Here is a 25,400-nt window from a genome sequence, read left to right as displayed (position 1 = left end):
TTTTTTTGTTATTGCGGAAATTTTGCCCACGGATTTTACTGATTTAAATCGATGAACGCAGATTGATTTCTCAAAGAAAGCAATAAAATACAAGCTTTTGTCATTTCGACGGAGGAGAAATCACACTAGTAATTCCGCAAAGAATATTGTCAATCTTTGTCGAGTTTCGCGTGTGATTTCTCGTTCCTCGAAATGACAAACAGTATATTAATGAACAATTATCTTAACAAAAAACTTTGAGCCTTAGTGCCTTCGTGGCAAATCAAATTACAATTTCAAATCTTCGTTAAAATCTTTGTCAGATTCTATTGTTTTTCCATTGTATTGTAGTTTCCAACCCATAGAATTTGTTAAAATCAATATCTTAGATAATTCGCTGATTAACCTATTTTGGGCATTACTTTTAAGTGAAGATTTATCGATTTTTTTAGCCAGATTCGCTTTTACTGATTTGTTGATTTTATTGTAATCGTCGCCAGTAAATGGATTTAGTTTGCTTTGTTCGACATCATAAAACTGAATATCGGGATTGATGGTAATTTCTTCTTTGGGAATATTTAAAATCGTAATGGTTTTGTTTTTTTCGTCGATATCGTATTTCATTTTATGCAAATCGTAGGCAACGGTAACATTTGCATTTACAACAACTAATGCTTTCTTCTCAAAAGAAACCATATCCATTAAATATTTCTGTTGATTTTTATAGGTGATAACTTCAGAGAAATGTCCTTCGGTAACAACCAACTTTCCAACGTTAAGAATTTGCTGCTGAATTAGATTGGTATTGTAATCAATTGTAAAATCGTCGTCTTTTTTGAACTGACAATATTTGAAAGCCAAAACAACCAAAAGCACGACCGAACCTAAAACTATAATCCTTTTTATTAAATTTTGCATTCTATTAATTTATTAGACCAATTTACAAAATGTGAATTAAAGTTTGCCACGAATTGCACTAATTTTCGCTAATTATAATTTACACTTAAAGAATGGTTTTAAAAAATAATTCGTGCCAATTCGTGAAATTCTTGGCGAAAAAGAATAATTTGTGGCTAAAAAAACTAAAAAGGATATCCAATAGCAATATTCAAAATTAGGTTTTCTTTTCTCCAGGGACCGCTTCCAAAATCAATATCTTTTATTACCCATCTTTCGTTTTCAGGCAAATAGGGTTTTCTTAACGGAAATGCCAAATCAGTTCTTAAAATCAGGAACGACAAATCAAAACGTAATCCGGCTCCGGCACCAACGGCAATTTCTTTCATAAAATCTTTCGAAAATTTAGCGCCGGGTTTATTTGGGTCTTCGTTCATCAACCAAATATTTCCAGCATCAACGAACAATGCGCCTCGCACGATACTAAAAAGTTTCGCGCGATATTCGGTACTAAATTCTAATTTTAAATCTCCAGATTGATCCGGCAGATAATCATTTACAGTTGGCACATTGAAATAGCTACCCGGTCCAAGTGATCTCGCTCTAAAGGCACGAATACTATTTGTTCCTCCCACTACAAACTGTTTTGATGTTGGCAATGAAAGTGAATTTCCATACGGAATTCCTGCACCAACTATAATTCTGCTTGCTAATTCGCTTTCTTTACTTAATTTCAAATAATGTCTAAAATCAGCACGAATTTTTACGTATTGACTAAACGGAACATCAAATATATTTTTCTGATTGCCTTCTTTAATATTGGCTCCGGTTACCAAACCAGTTACGTTTCCTGCCAGATCTATTTCTCCGTTAAAATAGAACGTATTTTTTTTACGCTTCTGCATCGTATTGGTGTACGTATATTGATATGTTGGCCCAAAAATTAATTGTTTTTCGATCACTTTTCCCAATGCGGGATCTGCATCGATGTCAGCCTGATATTCTTCAGTAACATTATTCGGACTTACATATGTTACATCCAAAACATTCAATTGATGTTCTTTCCTGATGTTTTCTTTCCATAAATATCCAAAAGAAGCATTAAAAGAATTCAGTGCATAAAGCTGTGTCCTGTTTTGAAATTCATATCGAAGTGTGGCTTTGGTCCTTGGCACAAATTCACTTGAACCGGCAATTTTCTTAAAAGGCACAATAAATCTTGGCCAGGTCAAACTGGTTTCTGCACCGAGTTTATAGATGTTTTTTCCGTTATTGGCTCCGGAAAGCTGAAAATCGGCACCTCCAAAAACAGAAACCGTAAGCAATTCCGCACCTCGAAATAAGTTTCTGTTATTCCAGTTTACATTGACTTCTGTTCCGGTATAACTCGCTGAATTTGTTTTTCCTAAAACCTCAACACGAATAAATTTTTTCGGCAAAAGTGTTAAATAATAATACGAATCCAATGTGTTTGGTAAACTATCCGATTGCCTGAATTCATTTTTTACAAAATTAAACGTCCCCAGATTTACAAATCGGTTTAAGGTTAAATTATGGTCTTTTCTGTTATAAAGATCCCCTTTTTTAAAATATATAGTTCTGTCAAAAACCCTCGGGTTGAAAGTATTTGCCGTATCTATTATCGTAAAATCATTATACTGCGTAATATCTTTTTGAGTGTATTTTATACTGTCTTTTGAAATCGAAAAATTGGGATACACGACAATTTTACCAATTTTATATGCTGTTAGCGCTTTTGGCGGTGCATCGGCTTTTATTACCAATTTAATTTTTACCTCGTGATCGCCTTTACTGCTATCAACCTGAGCCAAAATATAATCGGGATTAAAGTAATAATATCCTTTTTCTTTCAGTCTGGCATCGATACGCTCCCGTTCAGATTTAATGACTTCTAAATCATACGGTCTACCGACTTTTAATAAACTTCTTCGACTTGATCTTCCAATTATTTTTGACATTTTTAAAGAGTCATCCGGAAAAGTCACACTTTTAATGATGTATTGTTTTTTGGGTATGACAGTATATTCAGCTGTCGCTCTTTTATTTTTAGCTGTAGAATCTGCACTTACACGTGTTTTAAAATAGCCGCGGTTTTCGGTATAGTTTCTTAATACTGACGCATTATAATCTAAATCGACTTTGCTGAAAAGTACCGGTTCTTCTCCCACTTTATTTCGCAGCCAATATCGTATTCCTTTGTCTTTTTTAGGTTCTCCTGCAATATTATAAATCCATAATTTAGGTCTTAATCCTAAAAATTGTTTGTTGGGTTTCGGGCGTAATAAATCTTCTAACTCTTTTTCAAGTTCTTTTCTTTGTTTCTTTTTAATCACAGAATCCTTTACCTCAACAGAAGCTCCTGTGTATAATAGATCGCCTTCCGGCAAATATTTTGTGTTGCTGCATCCAAAAACAAAAAACAAGGATACCAGCATCATCAAATATTTTATATCTTTAATATGACTATGTTTTTTGCTCATTTCCTTCAATTTGGTCATTCTCCTGATTCTGTTCTTTTTCCTTTTCTTCTTTTTCTTTCTGTTTCTTTTTTTCTTTACGAAGTTTCTCTTCTTTAATCATTTCCTTTTCTTCTGCAGAACGATGAAAAAGTTCACGAAATTTATTGTAACTCATTGTGATAATAAAAGCAACTCCGGTTTCTATAACCTGCCCTTCTACCGCAACCTGATATTCATTTTTTCGATACGCACGAACCATGTATCGTCCGTCTTTTGTAAGCTGATAATCTAATGCTACATCTCCCGCAATATTGGTACTTTCTTCATTGGCGCGTTCCTGGCCTTCAACTCCAAAACTGCTTCCTACGGTCACTTTTAATCGGTCATCCAAAAGCTTTTTAGAAACCCCAACATTCAAATCAGTTCTGTTTTCTCTGGTTCCGGTGGTGTAATCATCTGTAGATTCAAGGTCGAATTCTAATTGAACACCTTTAATTAATTCTCCGGCAAGATCATTTAATTGCTGCGAAAGAATTTTGCTCACACTTTGTCTCGCCAAAGATTCAGCACTTGTTCCGCCACTTTCACTTGCAAATGGATTTTCGCCAATAAATCGGTTCAGTAATAAAAGTGCAAAAACCTGTTTGTTTAGTTCTGCCGGTTCTTGTCTAAGCTGTTCCAGTTTTGCCTGAGAAGCCGAAACAATATCAGATGAAACATCATAATTTCCGTCTGGCAGAACAATATCAAAACTAATTTCGGGTTTTAATAATTCACCTTTCATTTTCAAATGTGTCTCAAACGGAATTTTCTGTTTGTAGGTATTTTTAACTGTTGAACTAACTGATCCTAATTGGTTTCCAAGCAAATCAATTGGAGCGGTTTCTACTTTATAGATCGCCGTAATATTTAAAGTTGCCATCGTTGGCTCGCCGTTCCAGGTTATCGAACTCCCTTTTTGAATATTAAATTTTCGACGAATCATATTGAAATTCATTTCATACGCTCCGTCTGTAAATTCATATTTCCCTGTTAAAGTTGTTTTTCCAGATGGATCAATACCGCCTGTAAGCTGTGCTTCACCTTTAAGATTTAAATAATCCCCGTTTCCTTTATCGATCACCAAAGTAAGTTCTGCTTCTTTATCGATCGTAATATCAACGCTTACGTCCATTCCTTTTAACTCAGACTGATTGAGTTTTTCCTGCATTGCTGCGGTTTGTTTCAGATACAAATTATCTTCGTCAACAAATTCTACAATTCCTTCTCTATCAGCAATTGAAGGATCTGATTGCGGTAAAACCACAGAGAATTTTGTTTCTTTATTGATCTTTATATTTCCATTAATAACGGGGCTTTCAAGCGTTCCTTTGACATTTAATTTGGTATCTAAAAATAAATCGCCGTAAAACAAATCATTGTCTGCAGCTTTTGAATGAATCGCTCTAAAATCATTGGCAACAACGGTTAAACCAAAATTGTATTTTCTAAAATCAGGGGATTGAATTGTTCCGTCTAATGATAATTCGTTGTCGTTTTCATCTATAAGCGTAAACTTATCAAACGAAATCACATCATTTGAAAAAGTAATTTTTTCCTGATCTGTTTTAAAATATGAATTTAGCTGAGTTACTCTAAAAGCCGTATCGTTAAAGTTTAATTCTCCGCCAATTTTAGGAGCAGAAGCATTTCCTGTAATTTTGAAATTTCCTGATAAATAGCCTTTCCCTTCGGTAATATTCCCCATTGTGAATCCCTGAATACTTTTGATATTCAGTTTGTTGATATCCACATTAAAATCCAAATTTCCACCATTTATCGTATAATTTCCGGTCAATTTTACGTCATTATCCTGTCCGGTTAAATTGACATTTGCAGCCAGAATATTATTGGTTTTATTATCAACTTTGATTTCAATATCGCCCACAGGTTCTGCTTTAAAGGCAAAATCAGTAATTTTAATGTCCGAAGTAAAAGTTGGGGTTGTCATTACGTTTTCAACAACGGCATTTCCGTTTATCAATCCCTGCATCAACAACTCGTCTTTTTTTACCATATTTAAAACAGTTTCGATTTTGAAGTTTACAAAATCTACCTGCAAGGGCGCATTATCCTGAGTTCCCTGTGATTGTATTTTTAATTCATTTCCGGCATTGTCCAAATAAAATTTATTGATATAAAGGCGTTTTCCTCCAAATTCAACGACATTTTCAGTGTCAATATTCCATTTATCATAATTAAGAACAAAATTTTCGGCATCAATTTTAAAGATATTTTTACTATCATCACGGTTTAAATTTCCGGCGATAAAATACTGTTGTTTGTCTTTTGCATCTTTTACTTCAAGCGCATAGGTCAATATATTATTTTCGACTTTACCTGATAAACTGGTAAACGGAATTTTCATCGAACCGCTTTCGATTGTTGCGACAGAAATTTGGTATTCTAAAGCATTTTCTTTGGCTTCGATATTTATTTTTCCGTCGGCAATTGTATTGTTGTTGTACACAATTCGCGGAATCGTTCCTTTTATTTCTAATGAATCGGTTACGTTGTTGTATTTTCCTGTAATTTTAATTGGCTCTAAACCAGTTAATTTCGGAATTAATTTAAAAATCAGCGGATCGTTATCTACCGTTAATGTAAAAGCCAATCTTTGTTCATCAGATTCTCCGTTAACTTTTGGATTTTGTAAATCAAGATATTTTGATAATGACTTTTTTATCGCCGCTGTTAAGGTTGTCAGTTTGTATTTACCGTCAACCTCAGCTTTTAAAAACTGAGACGAAATTTTGATATTATTTCGACTTTCGTCTGAAAAAGCAATTACGCGTATCGAATCCAATACAATTGGTTCTGCATCCTGCAAAATCTGAACGTTAGAAAGAAACACTTTTCCGTTTAAAAAATCCGGATTACTATTGGCAATATCAGCGTCAATATTTCCGCGCAACTTCATTGGTCCGGCATGAAGATTTAGTTTTTCAAGATCGGCAATATCCAGGTTTAATTTTAATTGAATAGATGGGTATTTATCTTTGGTATTTCCGCTCGCGGCTAAATTAAAGTTCAAATTTGGGTCGTTCATTCCTGATTTTACGTTAAAAGACCCGTTTTTAATATTTCCATTTAAAGCTAAATCCCTGTATGTATATTTATTAAATACCGCTTTCTGAACCAAACCATCCAATTCTGCCTGAGCCGTTTTGGGGTCTAAACCTTTGCCTTTTACTTTCGCTTTAAGCGTAATTTTTCCAATCGAATCATTTTTGATTAATCTCCCTAAATCAAAATCAAGCAAATAAACGGTTGCATCGTATTTCTCTTGTTTTTTAATTCTTTGATCGAATAATGCATCGACTTTTGCATTTCCAAAACTACTGTTTAATGCCAGATTTGTTTTGAAATTCTGAACCGAACCTTTAAATTTTCCCTGCAAATTAAATTGAGATGGCAATTGAATATTTTTCGGAATTGTTCCAGCAGGCACAAACGAGTATACATCTTTTGATGTACTTGATAGCTTTTTAATATTCAGATCATAATAGGCTTTTTGAGCATCTGGTAATCCTTTTATTTTTCCCGAAAGAGAAACTTTTGTAGTACCGATTCCGCTCATTTCAAATTGCGGAATATCAAGGTCTTTTATTTTTCCACTTAAGCGTGTATTGAGATATAAAATAGCATTTGGATTGCTTTTAAACGGATTTGTTTTTTGCAAATCTGGAGCAAAAAGCAAAATATCTTTAAACCCAATTTTGGATTGATTTAAGTTTGCATCTAAAGTCAGGTTTCCTAAATCTTTTTTTAATGCGTCAAGCGAAGTGTATTTCACTTTAATTTTATTCTGCAAAAGCGTTTGAGGCGTTCTTACATATAAATTTTCTAAAGACGCATTTTTTGGTCCGTAAAAGAAATTGGTTTTTAGAGACTGAATTTCCAATCCACTTTTTTCATTTGCGGCAAGCGATTTTATATTTCCGGAAATTACACCGTTTCCATAATAAAGTTCTTCTCCTTTCAGATTAAATTTACTCAAATCTAAATGGCTGTAATCAATTCCTTTTTGAGTTGGCTTTGATTGCATATCATCAAATTTGAAAACTATATTTTGTATGTCAACATCATTCAGTTTCACCTTCCATCCGGTTTGTTTTATGGAAGTTGAATCTAAACTTGGTGCTTTTATTTGTTTGTCTTTTACGCCTAATCTTAAATTCCCTTTTAAGTTTTTTAATTCGAAAGAATCAAAATCTAAAAGCTGCTTATTTAAATCAATTTCGTTAACGGTTAAATCTAAATTTCCCAGCTTAATTCCGGAATCTAATTTTGAATCTTTATTATCATAAGAAACATCAATTTTAGACAAACTGATTTTATCTAATTTTAATTTAAAGTCTTTCCTTTTCGAAATTGTATCAACCGTTTCAACTGAAACTTCGGCAATTTTCTCCACGGCATCCTGATCTAAAACCAATTTTAATCCGTTTAAATTAATATTCGGGATATCAAAATTCATTTTATCCAATTCAAATTTGTTGAATTTAGTATCAAAATGTGTCAGTTTTACTTTTACGTCATTTTTGGCGAAATCATCTTTAAAATTAAAATTAATGTTATCCAGATTTACTTTTACGACTGAAATTTTGAAAGGTTTGCTATCCGGATCTTCCACTTTTGGTTCTTTCGATTCGAATGCTTTTATGATATAATCGAAATTAAAAACGCCATTTTTATCTCTCGAAATATTAGCTGTTGTGTTTTCTAATGAAACAGAATTGATTTCTAATTCGCTGCTTATCAGCTTAAATAAATCAACATCAACTTCTAAACGTTTTCCGGCAAGCAAAACTTTCTTTTTTTGGTCTTCAAAATAAAACCCTTCCAGAACTACATCTTTGGGGAATTTGATTAAAATTCGGTCTAACGAAACTTTGGTTTTTATTTTATTATGCAGATACGTTATGGCTTTATCTTTAGCGTAATTCTGAATTGATGGGATTTGGATTAAAATAGTAAGAAGAAGTAAAAGTGCAACTATAGAACCCACGCACCAAAGTAGTACACGTAGTCCTTTTTTAAGAAAATGAATGGGTTTCTTATTCATACGTCAGTAAAACACAATTAAGATTAAAGTTGCATTATTTATAAAACTGTATTTCTACAGTTTACAAAATTGTAAATTTTAATTCTTAACAATTTACATAATTATGCACAATTATTCTAAAATTATACGAACAAATAGTTAATTTCTTACTTTAAGATTTGCCACGAAGACTTGAAGACACAAAGTATTTCTCTCGCTAACTGCGCTTAAAATCTAATGTGTGGTAGTTTTTCTCCCAAAATATTTATTCTTTGCTGAAGTTTGGCTAAGAATTTCTGATGCTGTTCTGATTCCGGATTAAAGCTTCTGTGGCGCAGACTTTTTTGAATTTCTTCTATTTCATTCATGATCGAAATCGCGTTTTCAGCAATATAATTTTCACTGAATTTATGCCAGATATAATCAATTGCAACGGCATTGGGATGCAGCATGTCTTCTCCATAAAAGCGATAATCGCGAAGTTCGTCCATCACGATTTCATAAGAAGGAAAATAGTTAGCAGTTATGAGTTTTGAGTTATGAGTTTTTAGAACCTGATGAAGTGCAGCAAACAAATGCGATTTACTCAATTGATTCTCAGCGAAACCATCTTTTATATGGCGAACGGGTGAAATGGTAAAAATGAAGTTTATATCCGGATTTAATGTCTGGATTAAATTGATGGTGTTTTGAATACTTTTTTCGATTGCATCGACAGTTAATAATTCTTTTGAAAACTGCTTTTGAGGGACTTTATGACAATTGGCAACGATTTGTTCACTTTCCAGATTTCTATAAATCCAGGACGTTCCGTACGTAATAATGATATGAGTTGTCTCTTTTAATTGTTTACGAGTTTCTGAAATCGCTTTGTTTAAAGTTTCCAATAATTCTTGTCGATCTGAATTGCTTAAATCAGAATGCACTTCAAAACTATGCCAGCGTTCGTTGTGAAAGAAAACATCTTTTTCTGTAAACCATTTTTCCTGAACTGTCCTGTCAATTATTTTCTCAATCGAAACCGGATTAAAAATAATTCCAAATGGATTTGTTTCATTTTGAAACTTAAAATAATCAAATTTATTGGCCATATTTTCTGCAAAGCAGGAACCAAAAGAAAGTACTTTCGAATTATAATCGATTGGATTATTGGTTTTAGAAAGCGGGATTTGGGTTCTGAATTGCATGGCTTTTTATTTAAACACGAATTTCACCAATTTTCACCAATAAAAAAACCAAATACAGAAAGTATTTGGCTTATATGAAAATAAACTTTTTTTGATTAGTAAGTGTATTCGATCGTTTCGTTTACTGATCCATCTTCATTGTAAGACGTTTTTTTGGTTGGATAACCTTGCTTGTTATATTCATAAACACTTTTTTCAGAATAGGGTTCAAATACCATTCCATCATAAGGATCCAAAACAATTTCTGGATCGCGACTTGTAGATACACTATATTCTTTAATATTATTTATTGAAAAAAAGTTAAGTTCTGAAAAACCTAAATTTGCTTGATCTAACAACAAATTAAAACCTAAAATATTTTTAAAAGCATTATTTCTTACATCATAACCATAATGATAAGTATGAATATAAGCTCCATCGGCCCAATGTAAAACAGATTTTATTATATTTCCTTTTTCAAATGTCAACATGTCAATACTGTAACTTTCTGACTGTTTTCCTGTTTTGATATCAATTTCATATATTTCTTTTTTAATCGTTCCATCACCATTATCAATATATACACATTTTGTCTTTTTTCCGTTTAATGATTTTGTAACAATTTTAAGATTATCATTTGAATAGCTATATGATTTTTCAGTATGGCTTTCACCATAATTCCTATATTGATTTTCTTTTACTATACGATTACCATCATAAGTAAAATCAATGTATATATTTTCACTAGAAATACTTTCAATTTTATTACCATTATAACTAAAAATTGTTGTTTGATAAATCTTGTTGTTTTTATCCCTATATGTTATTCTTTTTGGCAGAATCGAACTATTATTATCACTATTTTCATCATTTGTACAGGAAGCAAAGATTAATGCTACAGAAGCTATTAAACAATAAAGTAATTTGGTTTTCATAATAGTTTGTTTTGAAGATTAATATCATGTAAAATGACATGTTTTTATTAAATAATAATCGTCACAATACGGTATAATTACAACACTTTAAGACATATCTGAAAATTACGTATCTGAAATAATCTTTTGATGATTAAATTGCGTGTTAACTTTGATTAACCGCAAACCATGGAAAGATTAAAAATTATAATCGCCTTTTTAGCATTAGGATTTTCATCCTGCGCTCAACAAAATGAAGAAAATAGCAGTAAACAATTCTCGCCTTCATCCGGTAAAAAAGCAGTAGATATGTGCGCTTTTGATCTTATAAATTCACAAGATGATTTCATTTCAAAGCCTGATGCCGCAATTTTACAATGGCCATTATGGAAACCGGGCCAAACTATTAAAATTAAATTTTTGGATGGCGATAGCGCTTCTCAGGAAAAAGTAAAAAGAATCGCAGCACAATGGACTTTGTATGCAAATCTTAAATTTGAATATGTAACTAAAGACGAATATGCAGATATTAGAATTGGTTTCCAAATAGGTACTCCCGGCGCTTGGTCAGAATTAGGAATGAGATCTGCTTATGGCGATTTAGACAGACAAACAATGCGTTTAGGTACTTTAACTGGTGATGAAGCCTCTTCAAGAAGAACAATATTACATGAATTTGGGCATGCATTGGGACTTATCCATGAAAATGCAAGTCCAATAGCTCAGATTAATTGGAATTTATCAAAGGTATATCAGTATTATAGTGAATGGTCTAAAGAAGAAGTAGATCGATTTGTAATAAAAAGTCCTGAACAAACAAATTATACTACATATGATCCTTTATCTATAATGCATTACTATATAGATCCTTCTCTAACAACTGATGGAGTTGGTATAGCTGAGCAAACCGAATTATCAAAAATTGATATAAAGTCAATAAATAAGTGGTACCCGTTTCCTATAGTATCTATTTTAGAATCGGGACAAAGTATATACAATCTTCCTTGGGATAAACGTATAAAATCTCCTAATGGAAGATATTCGCTAGAATTTGATCCAGGCCTTCTAAAAGTTATTGATTTAGATGAAAAAAAAGCAATTTGGGAAGTTGGAAATTCTTCTTATCGTCGTAAACCAAGTTGCTATTTCGAATCAACAACCGGAAATATTATAATTAAAGGTTCAAAACTTAGTGTGCTTCCTACAAGCATAATCTGGACAAGTAATACAACTGGATTTCCCGGAGCAACATTGCATTTAAAAGATGATGGCAATCTTCAATTAATTCATAATGGTATTGTAAGATGGTCCTCTAAAACTGGAAAAATATAAACTCAATTCTTCTAATAAAAAAGTCCAACAGGTTTAATATTCTGTTGGACTTTAGTATTTTAAAAACTTTTAAGATTCTTAATACGTGTACTCCACTTCATATTCTACAGATCCTCCCCCACTTAATGATGTTCTTTTGGTTGGATAATCGCTATCGTTATAAACATAAGTAGTTACGTAGTTTGCTTGTGTTGGAAAATCACTTAATACACTTGTGGTTTTAATAACATTATTTTTTCCAAATGCAGTAATTTCATTTAATAATAAGTCAAATCCCAAAATATTTTTTAGAGGATTATGCTTTGTATCATATTCATAGGTTCTTGTTCTTGTCGATGATCCTGAAATTTGCACTTCTTTGATGAGATTTCCATCTTTATAAGTCAAAGTTCCTTCGCTATTTTTAACTTCTTCTTTTGTATTTTTATTCACATTATAATTAATATATGAAATAAGGCTGGAAGAATGTATATAAACGATTTTTTCAATATACTCTCCATCAGGATATGCTGGTCTAATATCCTCCTTAAAAATTCTGGTCTTTAATTTACCATTTTCATATCTATATTCAACTTCTGCACTTTTAATTTCATTCCCTAATTCATTAATATCAAATTGTTCTTGTTTTACAATTATGTCACCATCATAAGTAAATACTGTTTTTGAATCATTTTTAACACTGCTTATGATCTTGTTACCATTATAGGTATTTGTACTGATACTATTTGTACCCAAAATTATATCCGGATAAGTATAAGAAATAGTTTTAGGTAATACAGAGTTATCTTCTGAAGAAGAATCTTCCGTAGAAGAACTTTCATCATTTGAACATGATGTCAGTACCAATGCAAGAGCAAAAAAAAGAGATAGAAGTTTTTTCATTTTTAGTAGGTTATATAGTATCAATTGAACAAATATAATCGAAAATCAAAAACATGAAAATATTTAATAGTTTTTTAAACTAAAAATCAACTTTACAAAGCAAAACTATTCACTACTTTTGCATCTTCCATAAATCTAAATTCATATATGAAATTATTATATTCTTATATAATCAAACATAAAATGCTACTATTTTTTGCTTTGATTATGGCTGCTATTAACATCTGTTTCAGCTTATCAGATTCTATTATTACCGGTAAATTAATGCAGGATTGCGGTGTTGGACTGCATAAATACAAAGGAAACGAAATTGGATTCATTAAATCTCTGTCCTTTTGGTTAGGACTTTCGCTTGGTGCTGCAATGATTTCCAGAATTACCAAAAACTTTCAGGATTATTTTACCAATGTTGTTATTCAGCGAACAGGCGCGCAAATGTATACTGACGGAATTAAAAAATCACTCGATTTACCTTATGCAGAATTCGAAGATCAGCGAAGTGGTGAAACTTTAAGCAAATTGACCAAAGTACGTATTGATTCTGAAAAATTAATTACGCTTTCTATTTCTTTAATCTTTCAAACCGTTATCGGATTTATATTTGTAATTCTTTATGTTGCCCGAATTGATTATCGTATTTCGCTTATCTTTTTGGTAACGGCTCCAATTATTGCTTTAGTTAGTTCGTATTTAGGTAAAAAAATTAAAATTGTATCTAAAAAAATCGTTAATCAAACGAACGCTTTAGCGGGTTCTACAACCGAAAGTTTACGAAATATCGAACTTGTAAAAAGTCTTGGCTTAACGTATCAGGAAGAAAAACGTTTGAATCTAAATACATTTAAAATCCTTCAGCTTGAATTACAAAAAATCCGTTTTATCAGAAGTTTGAGTTTTATTCAGGGTACAACAGTTCACTTTTTAAGAACTTGTGTTGTTTTTACTTTATATTATTTCTTATTTGGAGGAAAAATTATTGTGGGCGATTTGTTGACAATGGTGTTTTTTACTTTTTTCATTTTTGGACCTTTACAGGAATTAGGAAATTTTATCATTGCATTGAATGAAACAAAAGTTTCAATGGAAAATTTCAAAATTTTACTAAGTGCTCCAAAAGAATTCCGCCCAAAAAATCCAAAGCATGTTGGAGCAATTCAATCGTTACTTTTTTCTAATGTAAGTTTTCAGCATAAAACAGCAAAATTCAAAGCTGTTGAAAATATCAATTTTGAAATTAAACAAGGGCAAACCGTGGCTTTTGTTGGTCCGTCTGGTTCCGGGAAAACAACTTTAGTAAAATTATTGGTTGGTTTATACACCCCTGCAGAAGGGCAAGTGCTTTATAATGAAATTGATTCGACTGATATTGATTTATTAGACCTAAGAAAACAATTAGGATTTGTAACTCAGGATGCACAATTATTTTCCGGAACAATTCGTGAAAATTTATTGTTTGTAAAACCCAATGCAACCGATGAAGAAGTTTACGACGCTCTGAAAAGAGCAAGTTGCGAAAAATTACTAAACCGTGCCGAAGATGGCTTAAACACCACAATTGGTGAAGGTGGAATCAAAGTTTCGGGTGGAGAAAAACAACGTTTATCAATCGCAAGAGCTATTTTAAGAAATCCGAATTTGTTGATTTTTGATGAAGCAACTTCTGCATTAGATTCTATAACCGAAGAAGAAATCAACGCAACAATTAGAAATATATCTGATAAAAACAGAATCACTGTTTTAATCGCCCACCGTTTATCAACTGTAATGCATGCTGATAGAATATTTGTTTTAGAACAAGGTAAGATTATCGAATCAGGTAAACATGAGGATTTGATTGTGGAGAAAGGTTTGTATTACGCTATGTGGCGTCAGCAAATTGGGGAACGCAAATAAGTTTTATTAGCTGCAAAAAATAATCTCGCAAAGAGGTAGAGTCGCAAAGTTTTTTAAGCTTTGCGGCTTTTCTTTTTCTATATTTTAAGTTTAAATAAAAATCGCGCAAAGGCGCAAAAGTTTAGTTTTAATTTTTTTTGCGCTTTTATGAGATTCAAAAAAAACTACTTAAAAAAAGACAAGCTTATAAAAACTTTGCGACTCTGCATCTTTGCGCGATTAAAAAAGCTACTTTAATCACGCTACAAAAAAAAGCCGCAAAGCTTAAAAAACTTTGCGACTCTACCTCTTTGCGAGATTAAAAAATTACTTCACAAAATCAATTGCGTGAGCCAAAGCCTCAGCAACTCCATTTGCATTTTTACCTTTTCCGGATGCGAAGAAAGGCTGCCCTCCTCCGTTTCCGTCAATATATTTTCCTAATTCTTTAATAACAGCATTTGCGTTTAAGTTTTTGCCTGCTACTAATTCTTTAGCAATATAACAATGAATATTTGGCAAACCATCTTCAATTGAAGCTAAAAACACAAAAGAATCAGCTTTTGAACTTCCTAAAGCAGAAGCCAAATCTTTAGTTGATGCCATGCTTAAATCTACTTGTTTAGCAAGGAAATTTACGCCGTTTACTTCCTGAAAATCTTTTTCTAATTCAGTTTTTAAAACACCTATTTTTTCTTTTAGCAATTGCTCGATTTGCTTTTTCAGTTTTGCATTATCATCCTGTAAAGAAGCTACTGATTTTAAAATATCCTGTGGATTTTTTAATGTTTCTTTTATTTCAGCTAAAGTATTCTCCTGATTTTGATAGAAGTCTTTTACTGCATCGCCTGTAATCGCTTCAATACGACGAATTCCAGCCGCTACAGCTCCTTCAGAAATGATTTTGAAATGCCAGATTTCTGCCGTGTTTTTTACGTGAATTCCACCACAAAGCTCTTTACTTTCACCAAACTCGATCATACGAACATTATCTCCGTATTTCTCTCCAAATAAAGCCATTGCACCTTTATCCAATGCTTCTTTAATCGGAATATTTCTGTGTTCTACCAATTGCAATTGTGCTTCAATCTGCGCATTTACACTTGCTTCAACCTGACGTAATTCATCCTCTGAAACTTTAGAAAAATGCGAAAAGTCAAAACGTAAATAGTTCGGATTTACCAATGAACCTTTTTGCTCTACGTGAGTTCCAAGAAGGTTTCTTAAAGCCAAATGCATTAAATGCGTAGCAGAGTGATTTTTAGAAGTTGAACCTCTTAAATCGTTATTTACTTTTGCCACAAAACCAGCTTCAATATTTTCAGGTAACTGTTTTGCAAAATGCAAAATCAAATTGTTTTCTTTTTTAGTATCGATGATTTCAATCGTTTCGTTTGCAGAAACCAAAGTTCCTTTATCACCGACTTGTCCTCCACCTTCCGGGTAAAATGGTGTATTGTCTAAAACAATTTGATAAAGAATTCCGTCTTTTTTAGAATCTACTTTACGTATTCTGGTGATTTTTACGTCATTTTCTACTTGATCATAACCTACGAAAGTTTCAACATTTCCTGGAATCAAAACCGTCCAGTCTTCCGTTGAAACTTCAGATGCTGCGCGTGAACGATTTTTTTGTTCCTGCATCGAAGCATCAAATTCTGTTTCATTAAAAGACATTCCTTTTTCTTTCAGAATCAAAGCCGTTAAATCTTTTGGGAAACCAAAAGTATCATAAAGCTCAAAAGCTTTTGCTCCCGAAACTTCAGAACCTGTAGTTTGTGCAATTACATTATCTAACAATTGTAATCCCTGATCAAGAGTTCTTAAGAAAGAAGCTTCTTCTTCGCGAATTACATTGGTAACCAATTGTTGCTGCGATTTGATTTCCGGAAAAAATTCTCCCATTTGGTTTGCCAGAACTTCAACCAATTTATTGATAAAAGGTTCTTTCGTACCCAAAAATGTAAATCCGTAACGAATTGCACGACGTAAAATTCTACGAATTACATAACCTGCTCCTGTATTTGATGGCAATTGTCCGTCAGCAATTGCAAAGGCAACCGCACGAACGTGATCTACCACAACACGAATCGCAATATTAGTTTTATTTTGTTCTTCACTGATGTTTTTTACTTCATCAGATGTATATTTTAAACCTGTAATTTGTTCTACTTTCTCGATAAGCGGAGTAAAAACATCTGTATCATAATTTGATGTTTTTCCTTGCAACGCCATACACAAACGCTCAAATCCCATTCCGGTATCTACGTGTTGTGCAGGAAGTTTTTCAAGAGAACCATCCGCTTTACGGTTGAATTCCATGAATACATTATTCCAGATTTCAACTACTTGAGGGTGATCGTTATTTACCAGACTTTTTCCTGTAACCAATGCTTTTTCAGATTCCGGACGTAAATCAACGTGAATTTCAGAACAAGGTCCGCATGGTCCCTGATCTCCCATTTCCCAGAAATTATCTTTTTTATTTCCAAGAATAATTCGGTCTTCGTCGATTAATGTTTTCCAGATATCCCAGGCTTCCTGATCAAATGGAACATTATCTTCTTTACTCCCTTCAAAAACAGAAACATAAAGATTTTCTTTTGGAATTTTATAAACTTCTGTCAATAATTGCCATGCCCAGTTGATTGCTTCTTTTTTGAAATAATCACCAAAAGACCAGTTCCCCAACATCTCAAACATTGTGTGGTGATAAGTATCAAAACCAACATCTTCAAGGTCATTATGTTTTCCTGAAACACGAAGACATTTTTGCGTATCGGCTATTCTTTTACTTTTTGGTGTTCCGTTTCCTAAAAAATATTCTTTAAACTGGGCCATTCCCGAGTTATTGAACATAAGAGTTGGATCGTCCTTAAGAACGATTGGAGCAGAAGGAACAATTAAATGTCCGTTGCTCTTAAAAAAGTCTAGAAATTGTTTACGTACGTCTTGTGATTTCATATTTTATTAATGTGACAATTTGATAATGTGTCAATTAGAAAATTACTAAATATTTCAATTTGATAATCTGATAATTTTAACTAAAAAACTTACTGCCTTAAACAATAAATAAGCTAATTCATACATTATCTAATTATCTAATTGTGTCAATTATCTAATTGATTTTATTCTTGAAAAAAGCTGTCAACAACTGAAACATTTATTAAATTTGTTCGACAAACTATTTTACAAGCTGCAAAAATAGGGTATTTTAAAATATGGCGAAAGTAAAATATTATTACGACTCAGAAAATCTGGCTTATACGAAAATAAAAACCAGAAAAAGAATCAAAATCGGTTATGCATTACTGTTTTTGCTGGCTGCGGCGCTCTTTGGATTTTTCATTTTTGTGCTTTTAATAAACACTCCTTACTTCGAAACGCCAAAAGATCGTTTACAGGCACGTGAAATTGAAAATTTAAAATTGCAATATGCTATTTTGAATAAAAAAATGGACGAAATTGATGCTGTAACCGAGGCACTTGAAGACAGGGATAACAATATTTACAGAGTTTATTTTAATAAAGCAGAAATTCCGGATTCTATTAGAAAAGCGGGTTTTAGAGATATTAACAGATATAAGGATTTAGAAGGCTACAACAATTCGCAATTAGTGTTAAATACAACAAAACGAATTGATAAACTTTCAAAACAATTGGCTATTCAGTCAAAATCATTAGACGAAATTTTGAAACTGGCGAGTGTAAAAGGAAATCTGTTGCTGGCAATTCCTGCCATTCAGCCAGTTCGAAATGAAAACTTAAGACGTGTCGCGTCAGGTTTTGGATATAGAATTGACCCTTTCACGAAAGTGAGAAAAATGCACAACGGAATGGACTTTACAGCCCCTACAGGCACTCCTGTCTATGCAACCGGTGATGGTGTTGTCGCAAGAGCCGATGACGCAGCTTCGGGATTTGGAAATCATGTTGTGATCAGGCATGGTTTTGGATATGAGAGTTTGTACGCACATTTAAGCAAATACAATTGCAGAGCCGGACAACATGTTAAAAGAGGCGATATTGTTGGATTTGTTGGAAGTACAGGAAGATCTGAAGGACCGCATTGTCATTATGAAGTACATAAAGATGGAAAAGTTGTGAATCCGCTTAATTTTTATTACGGAAATATCTCGGCTGTTGAATACGTTGCTATTTCACATATGGCAAATCAGGAAAACCAGTCATTAGATTAATACTATAAAAAGTAGTAATTTTGGAATAAATAAGAAAAACAAGAATCATGCACATTGAACTTTCTAAAGATAAAAGATATTACAGCATTGGCGAAGTTGCCAAGGCTTTTAATGTCAACGCGTCTTTGATACGTTTTTGGGACAGCGAATTTGACATTTTGAAACCTAAAAAAAATGCCAAAGGCAACAGAATGTTTACGCCGGAAGATGTTACCAACCTGCAATTGATTTATCATTTAGTTAAAGAACGTGGTTTTACGCTTGAAGGTGCCAAAACGCATTTGAAGGAAGGACAAAAGAAAACATTAGATAAATTCGAAATAATACGTAAATTAGAGACCATAAAAACACAATTAACAGAAATTAAAAACGAATTATAATAATATCAAAAACTAGAAATAAACTTAAATCAGAACAAACATGAAAAAATGGTTAATCCCCGTAGGAATTATAATAGCCTTAATTGCTATAATTGCTTTTTGGTCAATCGGAATTAAAAATACTGGTTTGCAAAAAAATCAAGCAGTTAATAAGGAATGGGGAAATGTGAGTACTACTTACCAAAGAAGAAATGACCTTATCGGAAACTTAGTTAACACAGTTAAAGGTGCTGCAGATTTCGAAAAATCAACATTGACAGCTGTAATTGAGGCTCGTGCAAAAGCTACTTCCGTGACAATCGATCCAAGTAATGTCACTCCTGAACAATTGGCTCAATACAATCAGGCTCAAAGTGGCGTATCTTCATCTTTGTCAAGATTGTTAGTTTCTGTTGAACAATATCCGACTTTAAAAGCAAACGAAAACTTCCTGAAATTACAAGACGAATTGGCAAGTACAGAAAATCAAATTTTAACAGCCAGAACTCGTTTTAACGAAGCTGTACAAGATTACAATGGTTACGTTCTTGCAATTCCAAACAGTTGGTTTTTAAGTTACAAAGAAAAACCATACTTTGAAGCTGTTGCAGGTGCTGAAAAACCAGTTGAAGTAAAATTCTAAAAAAAAATATTTTTGGTTAATGATTCAGGTTTAGCCTGAAATCTAATATCTGAAATCTAAACTCTAAAATAATTTCAATGTCAAAAGTAGAAGATTTTTTATCCAAAGAAGAAGAACAAGAAATTGTTGAAGCTATTCGCGTGGCCGAAAAAAATACTTCTGGCGAAATTAGAGTACATATAGAAAAAACAACTTCTAAAGTTCCTTTTGACAGGGCTTTAGAAGTTTTTCATGAATTAAAAATGAATGAAACCCAACTTCAAAACGGTGTTTTATTTTATTTTGCCATCGAAGATAAAAGCTTTGCTATTTGTGGAGACAAAGGCATTAACGATGTTGTTGCAGCAGACTTTTGGGATTGTACCAAAGATAAAATGGTGGAACAATTTAAAGCAGGAAATTTTAAACAAGGAATTGTCGACGGTATTTTGAACGCCGGCGAACAATTAAAAAAGAACTTCCCGTGGTCTGAAGGTGACACAAACGAATTATCAAACGAAATTTCAAAAGGTTAAATGATGAAAAATTCCAACAATACAATTTTAAATTCCAACGGAATTTTTCAGTTTACTTTTTTATTTATCGCATTTTTTGTCTGCAATAGTATTTTTGCTCAATTTACTATTCCCGAAAAACCAAGTTTTCAGACTTCAGTTTACGATTATGCAAATATTTTAAGTGCATCAGAAAAAACACAGCTTGAAGAAAAACTGGTTCGTTATTCAGATTCTACCACAACTCAAATTGTCGTTATTACAATCGAAAGTTTAAAAGGTGAAGATGTAAGCCAGCTCGCTACAAAATGGGGACAAACCTGGGGAATTGGCGGAACAAAGCAAGATGATAATGGTGTCATTATTTTATTGGCCAAAAACGAGAAAAAAATTGCTATTAATCCGGGATATGGTGTTGAAGATCGTTTGACAGCCGGAATTGGAGGAACAATCATCAGAAATATTATTATTCCCGAATTTAAAGCAGGAAGCTTTTACAACGGTCTTGACAAGGGAACTGATGCTATAATTGATGTTTTTAAAGGAAAATTTAAAGGCGAAAGAAAACAAGCTTCTAAAGGAAACAATTTCCCGATACTTCCTTTTATTGTTATTGTCGTAATTGTATTAATTTTGATGTTCCGAAATAAAGGCGGAGGAGGAAATTCTGGCAATAATAACGGAGGAGGACCAAGTTTAATGGATGTAATTCTTTTAAGCAGTCTTGGCAGAAGCAGCGGCGGAGGATTTGGCGGTTTCGGCGGAGGATCATCAGGAGGTGGTTTTGGCGGCGGAGGCGGTGGCTTCGGCGGAGGTTTTGGCGGCGGCGGATTCTCTGGTGGAGGTTCTAGCGGAAGCTGGTAATTTTACAGTTTTCAGTCGCAGTTTTCAGTTTTCAGTCGCGGTTTGCAGTTACAGTTTTGAGTTTCTGTAATTCATAATTCACAATTTATAATTCATAACTAAATATAGATGTTATCACATAAAGCAAAATACGCCCTTAAGGCCTTACTTTATTTAGCAGAACAAGACGAAAATCACATTTCCAGAACTGTGGAAATTGCTGAGGGAGCTAACATTCCTAAAAAGTTTTTAGAGCAAATTTTATTGGATCTAAAACGCGGACGTTTTGTGAGCAGTAAGCAGGGAAAATTCGGTGGATATTATCTGATAAAATCAAAAAATGAAATTACTCTGGCAGAAATTCACCGTTTATTTGACGGTGCAATTGCACTTTTGCCTTGTGCTTCTTTAAACTTTTACGAACCATGTTCTGACTGCAAAACTGAGTCAGAATGCAGCTTACATCATGGTTTAGTGCTTATTAGAGACAAAACTTTGAAAGCCATGGAAGGCATCACAATAGCTTCATTAGTAAAGAAATAAAAAAATATTTTCTAATCCCTAGTAAATCTATAGAATTTACATATATTTGCAAAAAAATATAGTAACCAATTAGAAAATTTTAACCAATGAAAGTAAATTACAATCTATCAGGTGTAGCTGAAAATCTTTTGCAAAGAAACCAAAATAGTTCATTCACAATTGTGGAAAGTATTTCGTGTATGATGTGTATGTGTTGTTAAAAAAAATTTATTTTAAACTCTACTAATCACATATACTTAATATAAAAATGAAAACTATATATAAAATATCACTTACAAGCATTTTTTTACTTTTAGCCTTCACAACATCTTACGCACAAAATATCGAAGGTGTCGTTAACACAAACGAAAACATTCCATTAGAAGCTGCGAATGTTGTTATAAAAGGAACAACCTCAAGCACTACTACAGATCAAAACGGAAAGTTTAGTATAGATTCTAAAGGAAAACTTCCTATTACACTTTTAGTTCAGTACGTAGGCTATAAAACTACAGAAATAGAAATTACAGCATTACCAACAGCGCCTTTACAATTGATTATTCGCGAAGAAAACGAACTTATTGAAGTTGTAGTTTCTTCCAGACGCCGTATCGAAAAAGTTCAGGATGTACCAATTGCGGTTTCTGTAATTACAGGAAAACAAGCAGAACAAACAGGAGCTTTTAACGTAAATCGTATTAAAGAATTGGTTCCTTCTGTTCAATTATATTCTTCAAACCCAAGAAATACTGGTATTAACATTCGTAGTCTTGGTTCTCCTTTCGGACTTACAAATGACGGAATCGACCCTGGTGTTGGTTTTTATGTAGACGGTGTTTACTACGCACGTCCGGCTGCAACAACGCTTGATTTTATCGATGTTGAGCAAATTGAAGTTTTGCGCGGACCACAAGGATCTTTGTTTGGAAAAAACACTACTTCGGGAGCATTTAACATTACAACTCGTAAACCAAGTTTTACTTCCGGAGCTGATTTTGAAGTGAGTTATGGAAACTATTCTTTCCTTCAGGCCAAAGCATCTGTCACAGGAGCTTTGGGTAAAAAAGTTGCGGGACGTTTATCTTTTTCAGGAACACAACGTGACGGTTTAATTGATAATGTTGCTACAGGAAGAGCTACTAATACATTAAACAATCAGGGAATTAGAGGACAATTGCTTTGGACTCCAACTGTAAATACAAACATTATATTGGCTGCTGATATTACAACACAGCGCCCTGACGGATATGCTCAGGTGGTTGCTGGCGTTGCACCAACACAAAGAGCCGCTTATCGTCAGTTTGATGCTATTATTGCCGATTTGAATTACCAATTGCCAAGCAGAAATGCATTTGACCGCAAAATTGACCAAGATACTCCATGGCGTTCTAATCAGGATATGGGAGGAATATCTCTTAATATTGATACGAAAATTGGAGGCGGAACTCTTACTTCAACAACTGCATGGAGATTCTGGAATTGGGATCCGTCAAACGACAGGGATTTTACAGGATTACAGGTATTGGCAAAATCTCAAAACCCTACAAGACAAACTCAAATTACACAAGAAGTGCGTTATGCAGGTCAGTTAACATCAAGAATAAGTGGTGTTGCAGGTGTATTTTTTATCGATCAGACCTCTCAAACAGATGGTACTGAAGAATCAGGAAACGCACAATGGCGATTTGCGCAAAGTTCAACAAGCGCACTATGGAAAACTCCGGGACTTTTTGAAGGATACGGAATAAAAACTGATGCCAATATCAGAGCATCAAGTGCTGCAGTATTTGGTCAGATTGACTGGGCTATTACAGACCGTTTGCATATTTTACCAGGTGTGAGATATAATTTTGACAAAAAAGATGCTCATTATGCCCGTACAACCTACGGAGGGTTACAAACGACAGATCCTGCTTTACTTGCATTAAAAAAACAAGTGTATTCTGATCAGGCATTTGATTCAAGCACAGACAATACAGATTTTTCAGGAAACATAACTGTATCTTTTAAAGCATCTGATAAAATTAATGCTTATGCAACTTATGCAAAAAGTTACAAACCTGTTGGAGTAAATGTAGCCGGACTTCCAACAAATTCTGCTGGTGCGCCATTATTGGAACTTGCTGTTATTAAACCGGAAAAAGTAAATCATTATGAAGTTGGAGTAAAAACTTCACCATTCAAAAATTCAATCTTCAATTTAACGTTTTTTCAAACAGAAATTAAAGATTTTCAAACCAACGTTCAGGCAGCTGAATTAGGTGTAAATCGCGGTTATCTTGCTAACGCAGATAAAGTTGAAGTTAAAGGCGCAGAATTAGATGCAAGCTTTGTTGTAAGCCCACATTTAACGATAAACGGAGCAGCAACTTATACGGATGCTAAATACGTTAAATTTACAAATGCCCCACTTCCATTAGAAGAAACCGGAGCTCCGATTTCCTTTAAAGATGTATCCGGATCAGCTTTACCGGGTGCTTCAAGATGGGCAGGATCTTTAGGAGGTGAACTTTCTAACAATGCAAAATTCTTTGGAAATGCAGGAAAAGTATTCTTAGGGGTAGATTCTTATGCCCGTTCTGAATTCTCATCAAGCCCTTCTGCTTCAAAATATTTAGTTGTTCCGGGATATGCTATTTTTAATGCTCGTTTAGGTTTCCGTGCATCGCAGGGATTATCTGTTCACTTCTGGGGTCGTAACCTTTTAAACAAAGATTATTACGAACAATTATTACCAGCAGGTGGAAATACAGGACAATACGCAGCTGTATTGGGAGATCAGAGAACTTATGGTATTACTTTAAAATATTCACTATAAAATTGAGTTAATTTAGATAGTTGAAGCGAGATAGATTTTAAAATTTATCTCGCTTTTTTTATATTCTAATTTTTACAAAATCACAAAATTGAAAAGAAAACCAATTTAAAAGTCAATATATTACCTCATAAATCAATTCTCATTTGTATATATTCGCAGCTTGGATTTATATAAATGAAAATTCTGAGGATATTTTTCTTTTTTACTTTTTTGACTCAAATTGGCTTTGCTCAAACCAAAAGAAATTTTGATCAGCAAACACTGACCTGGATTCGGTATTATAATATTTTGCCTTTAACCGAAAAGTGGGCCTTACATTCTGAATTTGATAATCGTAGTTTTATAAATCCTGTTCATGAAAATCTTTTTGTCATAAGAATTCAGGGAAGATATCGAGCCACAAAACTTGTAGATTTAGGCGGAGGATTTGCTTATTTTAATGTCAATACTCAGGATCCGAACGTTGATCCTAATTATTCAGTTCCTGAGTATCGAGCTCAGCAGGACATTACTTTAATTAATGATATTGCAAAAATTACTTTTCACAATCGTTTTCAACTCGAAGAACGTTTTATACAAAAAGCAACTAAAACAGAATTACTGGATGATTTTTCTTTTGCTTTTAGGTTCAGATACCGGTTACAATCGACTTTTGATCTTTGGAAAAAAGAAAAACGAAGTTTAAAAGGCACTCTTTCTGATGAAGTTTTATTCAATTTCGGAAAAGACAATAAAAGAAACACTTTCGATCAAAACAGAATTTACGCGGCATTACGTTATCATTTCAATCCAAATATTGGTTTAGAATTAGGGTATCTAAAAAGCCTTCAAAGACGTGCAAGTGGTGTCGATTTTTATGATCGGGATATTATTCGTTTTACAATTTATCATAGAATTGATCGGAGATTTTAGAT

Annotated in this window: 17 protein-coding genes; 10 read left to right on the top strand and 7 right to left on the bottom strand. The window is 33.2% G+C overall.

Annotated elements, in window-relative coordinates; all coding sequences use genetic code 11:
- Positions 1–267: 267 nt before the first annotated feature.
- The 5 genes from BUE22_RS18300 to BUE22_RS18280 form a co-directional block, all read right to left on the bottom strand.
- Entirely contained in the window at positions 268–897 is a 630-nt protein-coding gene (locus BUE22_RS18300) for a DUF4230 domain-containing protein (protein WP_073397239.1), read from the bottom strand.
- A gap of 164 nt (positions 898–1,061) precedes the next feature.
- A complete protein-coding gene (gene tamL, locus BUE22_RS18295; protein WP_073397238.1) occupies positions 1,062–3,377 on the bottom strand; it encodes a translocation and assembly module lipoprotein TamL in 2,316 nt (771 codons plus the stop codon).
- Positions 3,361–8,463 carry a translocation/assembly module TamB domain-containing protein gene (locus BUE22_RS18290; RefSeq protein WP_073397236.1) on the bottom strand — a complete coding sequence of 1,701 codons (5,103 nt, stop codon included), beginning with the start codon at positions 8,461–8,463 and terminating at the stop codon, positions 3,361–3,363. Before BUE22_RS18290 ends, tamL begins: the two co-directional genes overlap by 17 nt.
- A gap of 206 nt (positions 8,464–8,669) precedes the next feature.
- Positions 8,670–9,629, bottom strand: a complete 960-nt coding sequence (locus tag BUE22_RS18285) for a GSCFA domain-containing protein (RefSeq protein WP_073397235.1) — start codon at positions 9,627–9,629, stop codon at positions 8,670–8,672.
- A gap of 95 nt (positions 9,630–9,724) precedes the next feature.
- Positions 9,725–10,543, bottom strand: coding sequence for a hypothetical protein (locus BUE22_RS18280; RefSeq protein ID WP_073397234.1), 819 nt, complete (start codon positions 10,541–10,543; stop codon positions 9,725–9,727).
- Between the two features lie 168 nt (positions 10,544–10,711).
- Here BUE22_RS18280 and BUE22_RS18275 point away from each other — a divergent pair, with 168 nt between their 5' ends.
- Positions 10,712–11,854, top strand: a complete 1,143-nt coding sequence (locus tag BUE22_RS18275; RefSeq protein ID WP_073397232.1) for a M12 family metallopeptidase — start codon at positions 10,712–10,714, stop codon at positions 11,852–11,854.
- A 78-nt stretch (positions 11,855–11,932) separates the two neighbouring features.
- Here the strand turns inward: BUE22_RS18275 and BUE22_RS18270 are convergent, their stop codons facing one another.
- Entirely contained in the window at positions 11,933–12,736 is an 804-nt protein-coding gene (locus tag BUE22_RS18270; RefSeq protein ID WP_073397231.1) for a hypothetical protein, read from the bottom strand.
- Between the two features lie 147 nt (positions 12,737–12,883).
- On the opposite strand from BUE22_RS18270, the gene BUE22_RS18265 reads away from it, so the two are divergent.
- The gene (locus BUE22_RS18265; RefSeq protein WP_042563968.1) at positions 12,884–14,629 is read left to right on the top strand and encodes an ABC transporter ATP-binding protein; all 1,746 of its coding nucleotides are present in this window, start codon (positions 12,884–12,886) and stop codon (positions 14,627–14,629) included.
- A gap of 306 nt (positions 14,630–14,935) precedes the next feature.
- Here BUE22_RS18265 and alaS read toward each other — a convergent pair whose 3' ends face one another.
- Positions 14,936–17,572 (bottom strand): alanine--tRNA ligase, encoded by a 2,637-nt coding sequence (gene alaS, locus BUE22_RS18260; RefSeq protein ID WP_073397230.1) that lies wholly within the window; start codon positions 17,570–17,572, stop codon positions 14,936–14,938.
- Positions 17,573–17,829: 257 nt separating this feature from the next.
- Between alaS and BUE22_RS18255 the strand changes: the two genes are divergently transcribed.
- From BUE22_RS18255 to BUE22_RS18220, 8 genes are all read left to right on the top strand, one after another.
- Complete coding sequence (locus tag BUE22_RS18255; RefSeq protein WP_073397228.1) at positions 17,830–18,807, top strand: M23 family metallopeptidase; 978 nt, start codon at positions 17,830–17,832, stop codon at positions 18,805–18,807.
- Between the two features lie 47 nt (positions 18,808–18,854).
- Entirely contained in the window at positions 18,855–19,187 is a 333-nt protein-coding gene (locus BUE22_RS18250; RefSeq protein ID WP_042563965.1) for a MerR family transcriptional regulator, read from the top strand.
- Positions 19,188–19,227: 40 nt separating this feature from the next.
- Positions 19,228–19,809, top strand: coding sequence for a LemA family protein (locus tag BUE22_RS18245; protein WP_042563964.1), 582 nt, complete (start codon positions 19,228–19,230; stop codon positions 19,807–19,809).
- A 77-nt stretch (positions 19,810–19,886) separates the two neighbouring features.
- Positions 19,887–20,324, top strand: a complete 438-nt coding sequence (locus BUE22_RS18240; protein WP_042563963.1) for a TPM domain-containing protein — start codon at positions 19,887–19,889, stop codon at positions 20,322–20,324.
- A 3-nt stretch (positions 20,325–20,327) separates the two neighbouring features.
- On the top strand, positions 20,328–21,167 hold the full coding sequence (locus tag BUE22_RS18235) for a TPM domain-containing protein (RefSeq protein WP_073397362.1): 840 nt from the start codon (positions 20,328–20,330) through the stop codon (positions 21,165–21,167).
- 108 nt (positions 21,168–21,275) lie between these two features.
- Positions 21,276–21,689 carry an RrF2 family transcriptional regulator gene (locus BUE22_RS18230; RefSeq protein ID WP_042563962.1) on the top strand — a complete coding sequence of 138 codons (414 nt, stop codon included), beginning with the start codon at positions 21,276–21,278 and terminating at the stop codon, positions 21,687–21,689.
- 247 nt (positions 21,690–21,936) lie between these two features.
- On the top strand, positions 21,937–24,486 hold the full coding sequence (locus BUE22_RS18225) for a TonB-dependent receptor (RefSeq protein WP_073397226.1): 2,550 nt from the start codon (positions 21,937–21,939) through the stop codon (positions 24,484–24,486).
- Positions 24,487–24,660: 174 nt separating this feature from the next.
- Entirely contained in the window at positions 24,661–25,398 is a 738-nt protein-coding gene (locus BUE22_RS18220; protein WP_073397224.1) for a DUF2490 domain-containing protein, read from the top strand.
- The last annotated feature ends 2 nt before the right edge of the window (positions 25,399–25,400 follow it).

Origin of the sequence: Flavobacterium pectinovorum (genome assembly GCF_900142715.1) — a bacterium.
Lineage (GTDB): Bacteria > Bacteroidota > Bacteroidia > Flavobacteriales > Flavobacteriaceae > Flavobacterium > Flavobacterium pectinovorum.
The sequence above is the reverse complement of the archived record's forward strand: the minus strand, read 5'-3'. Positions and strand labels throughout refer to the sequence as shown.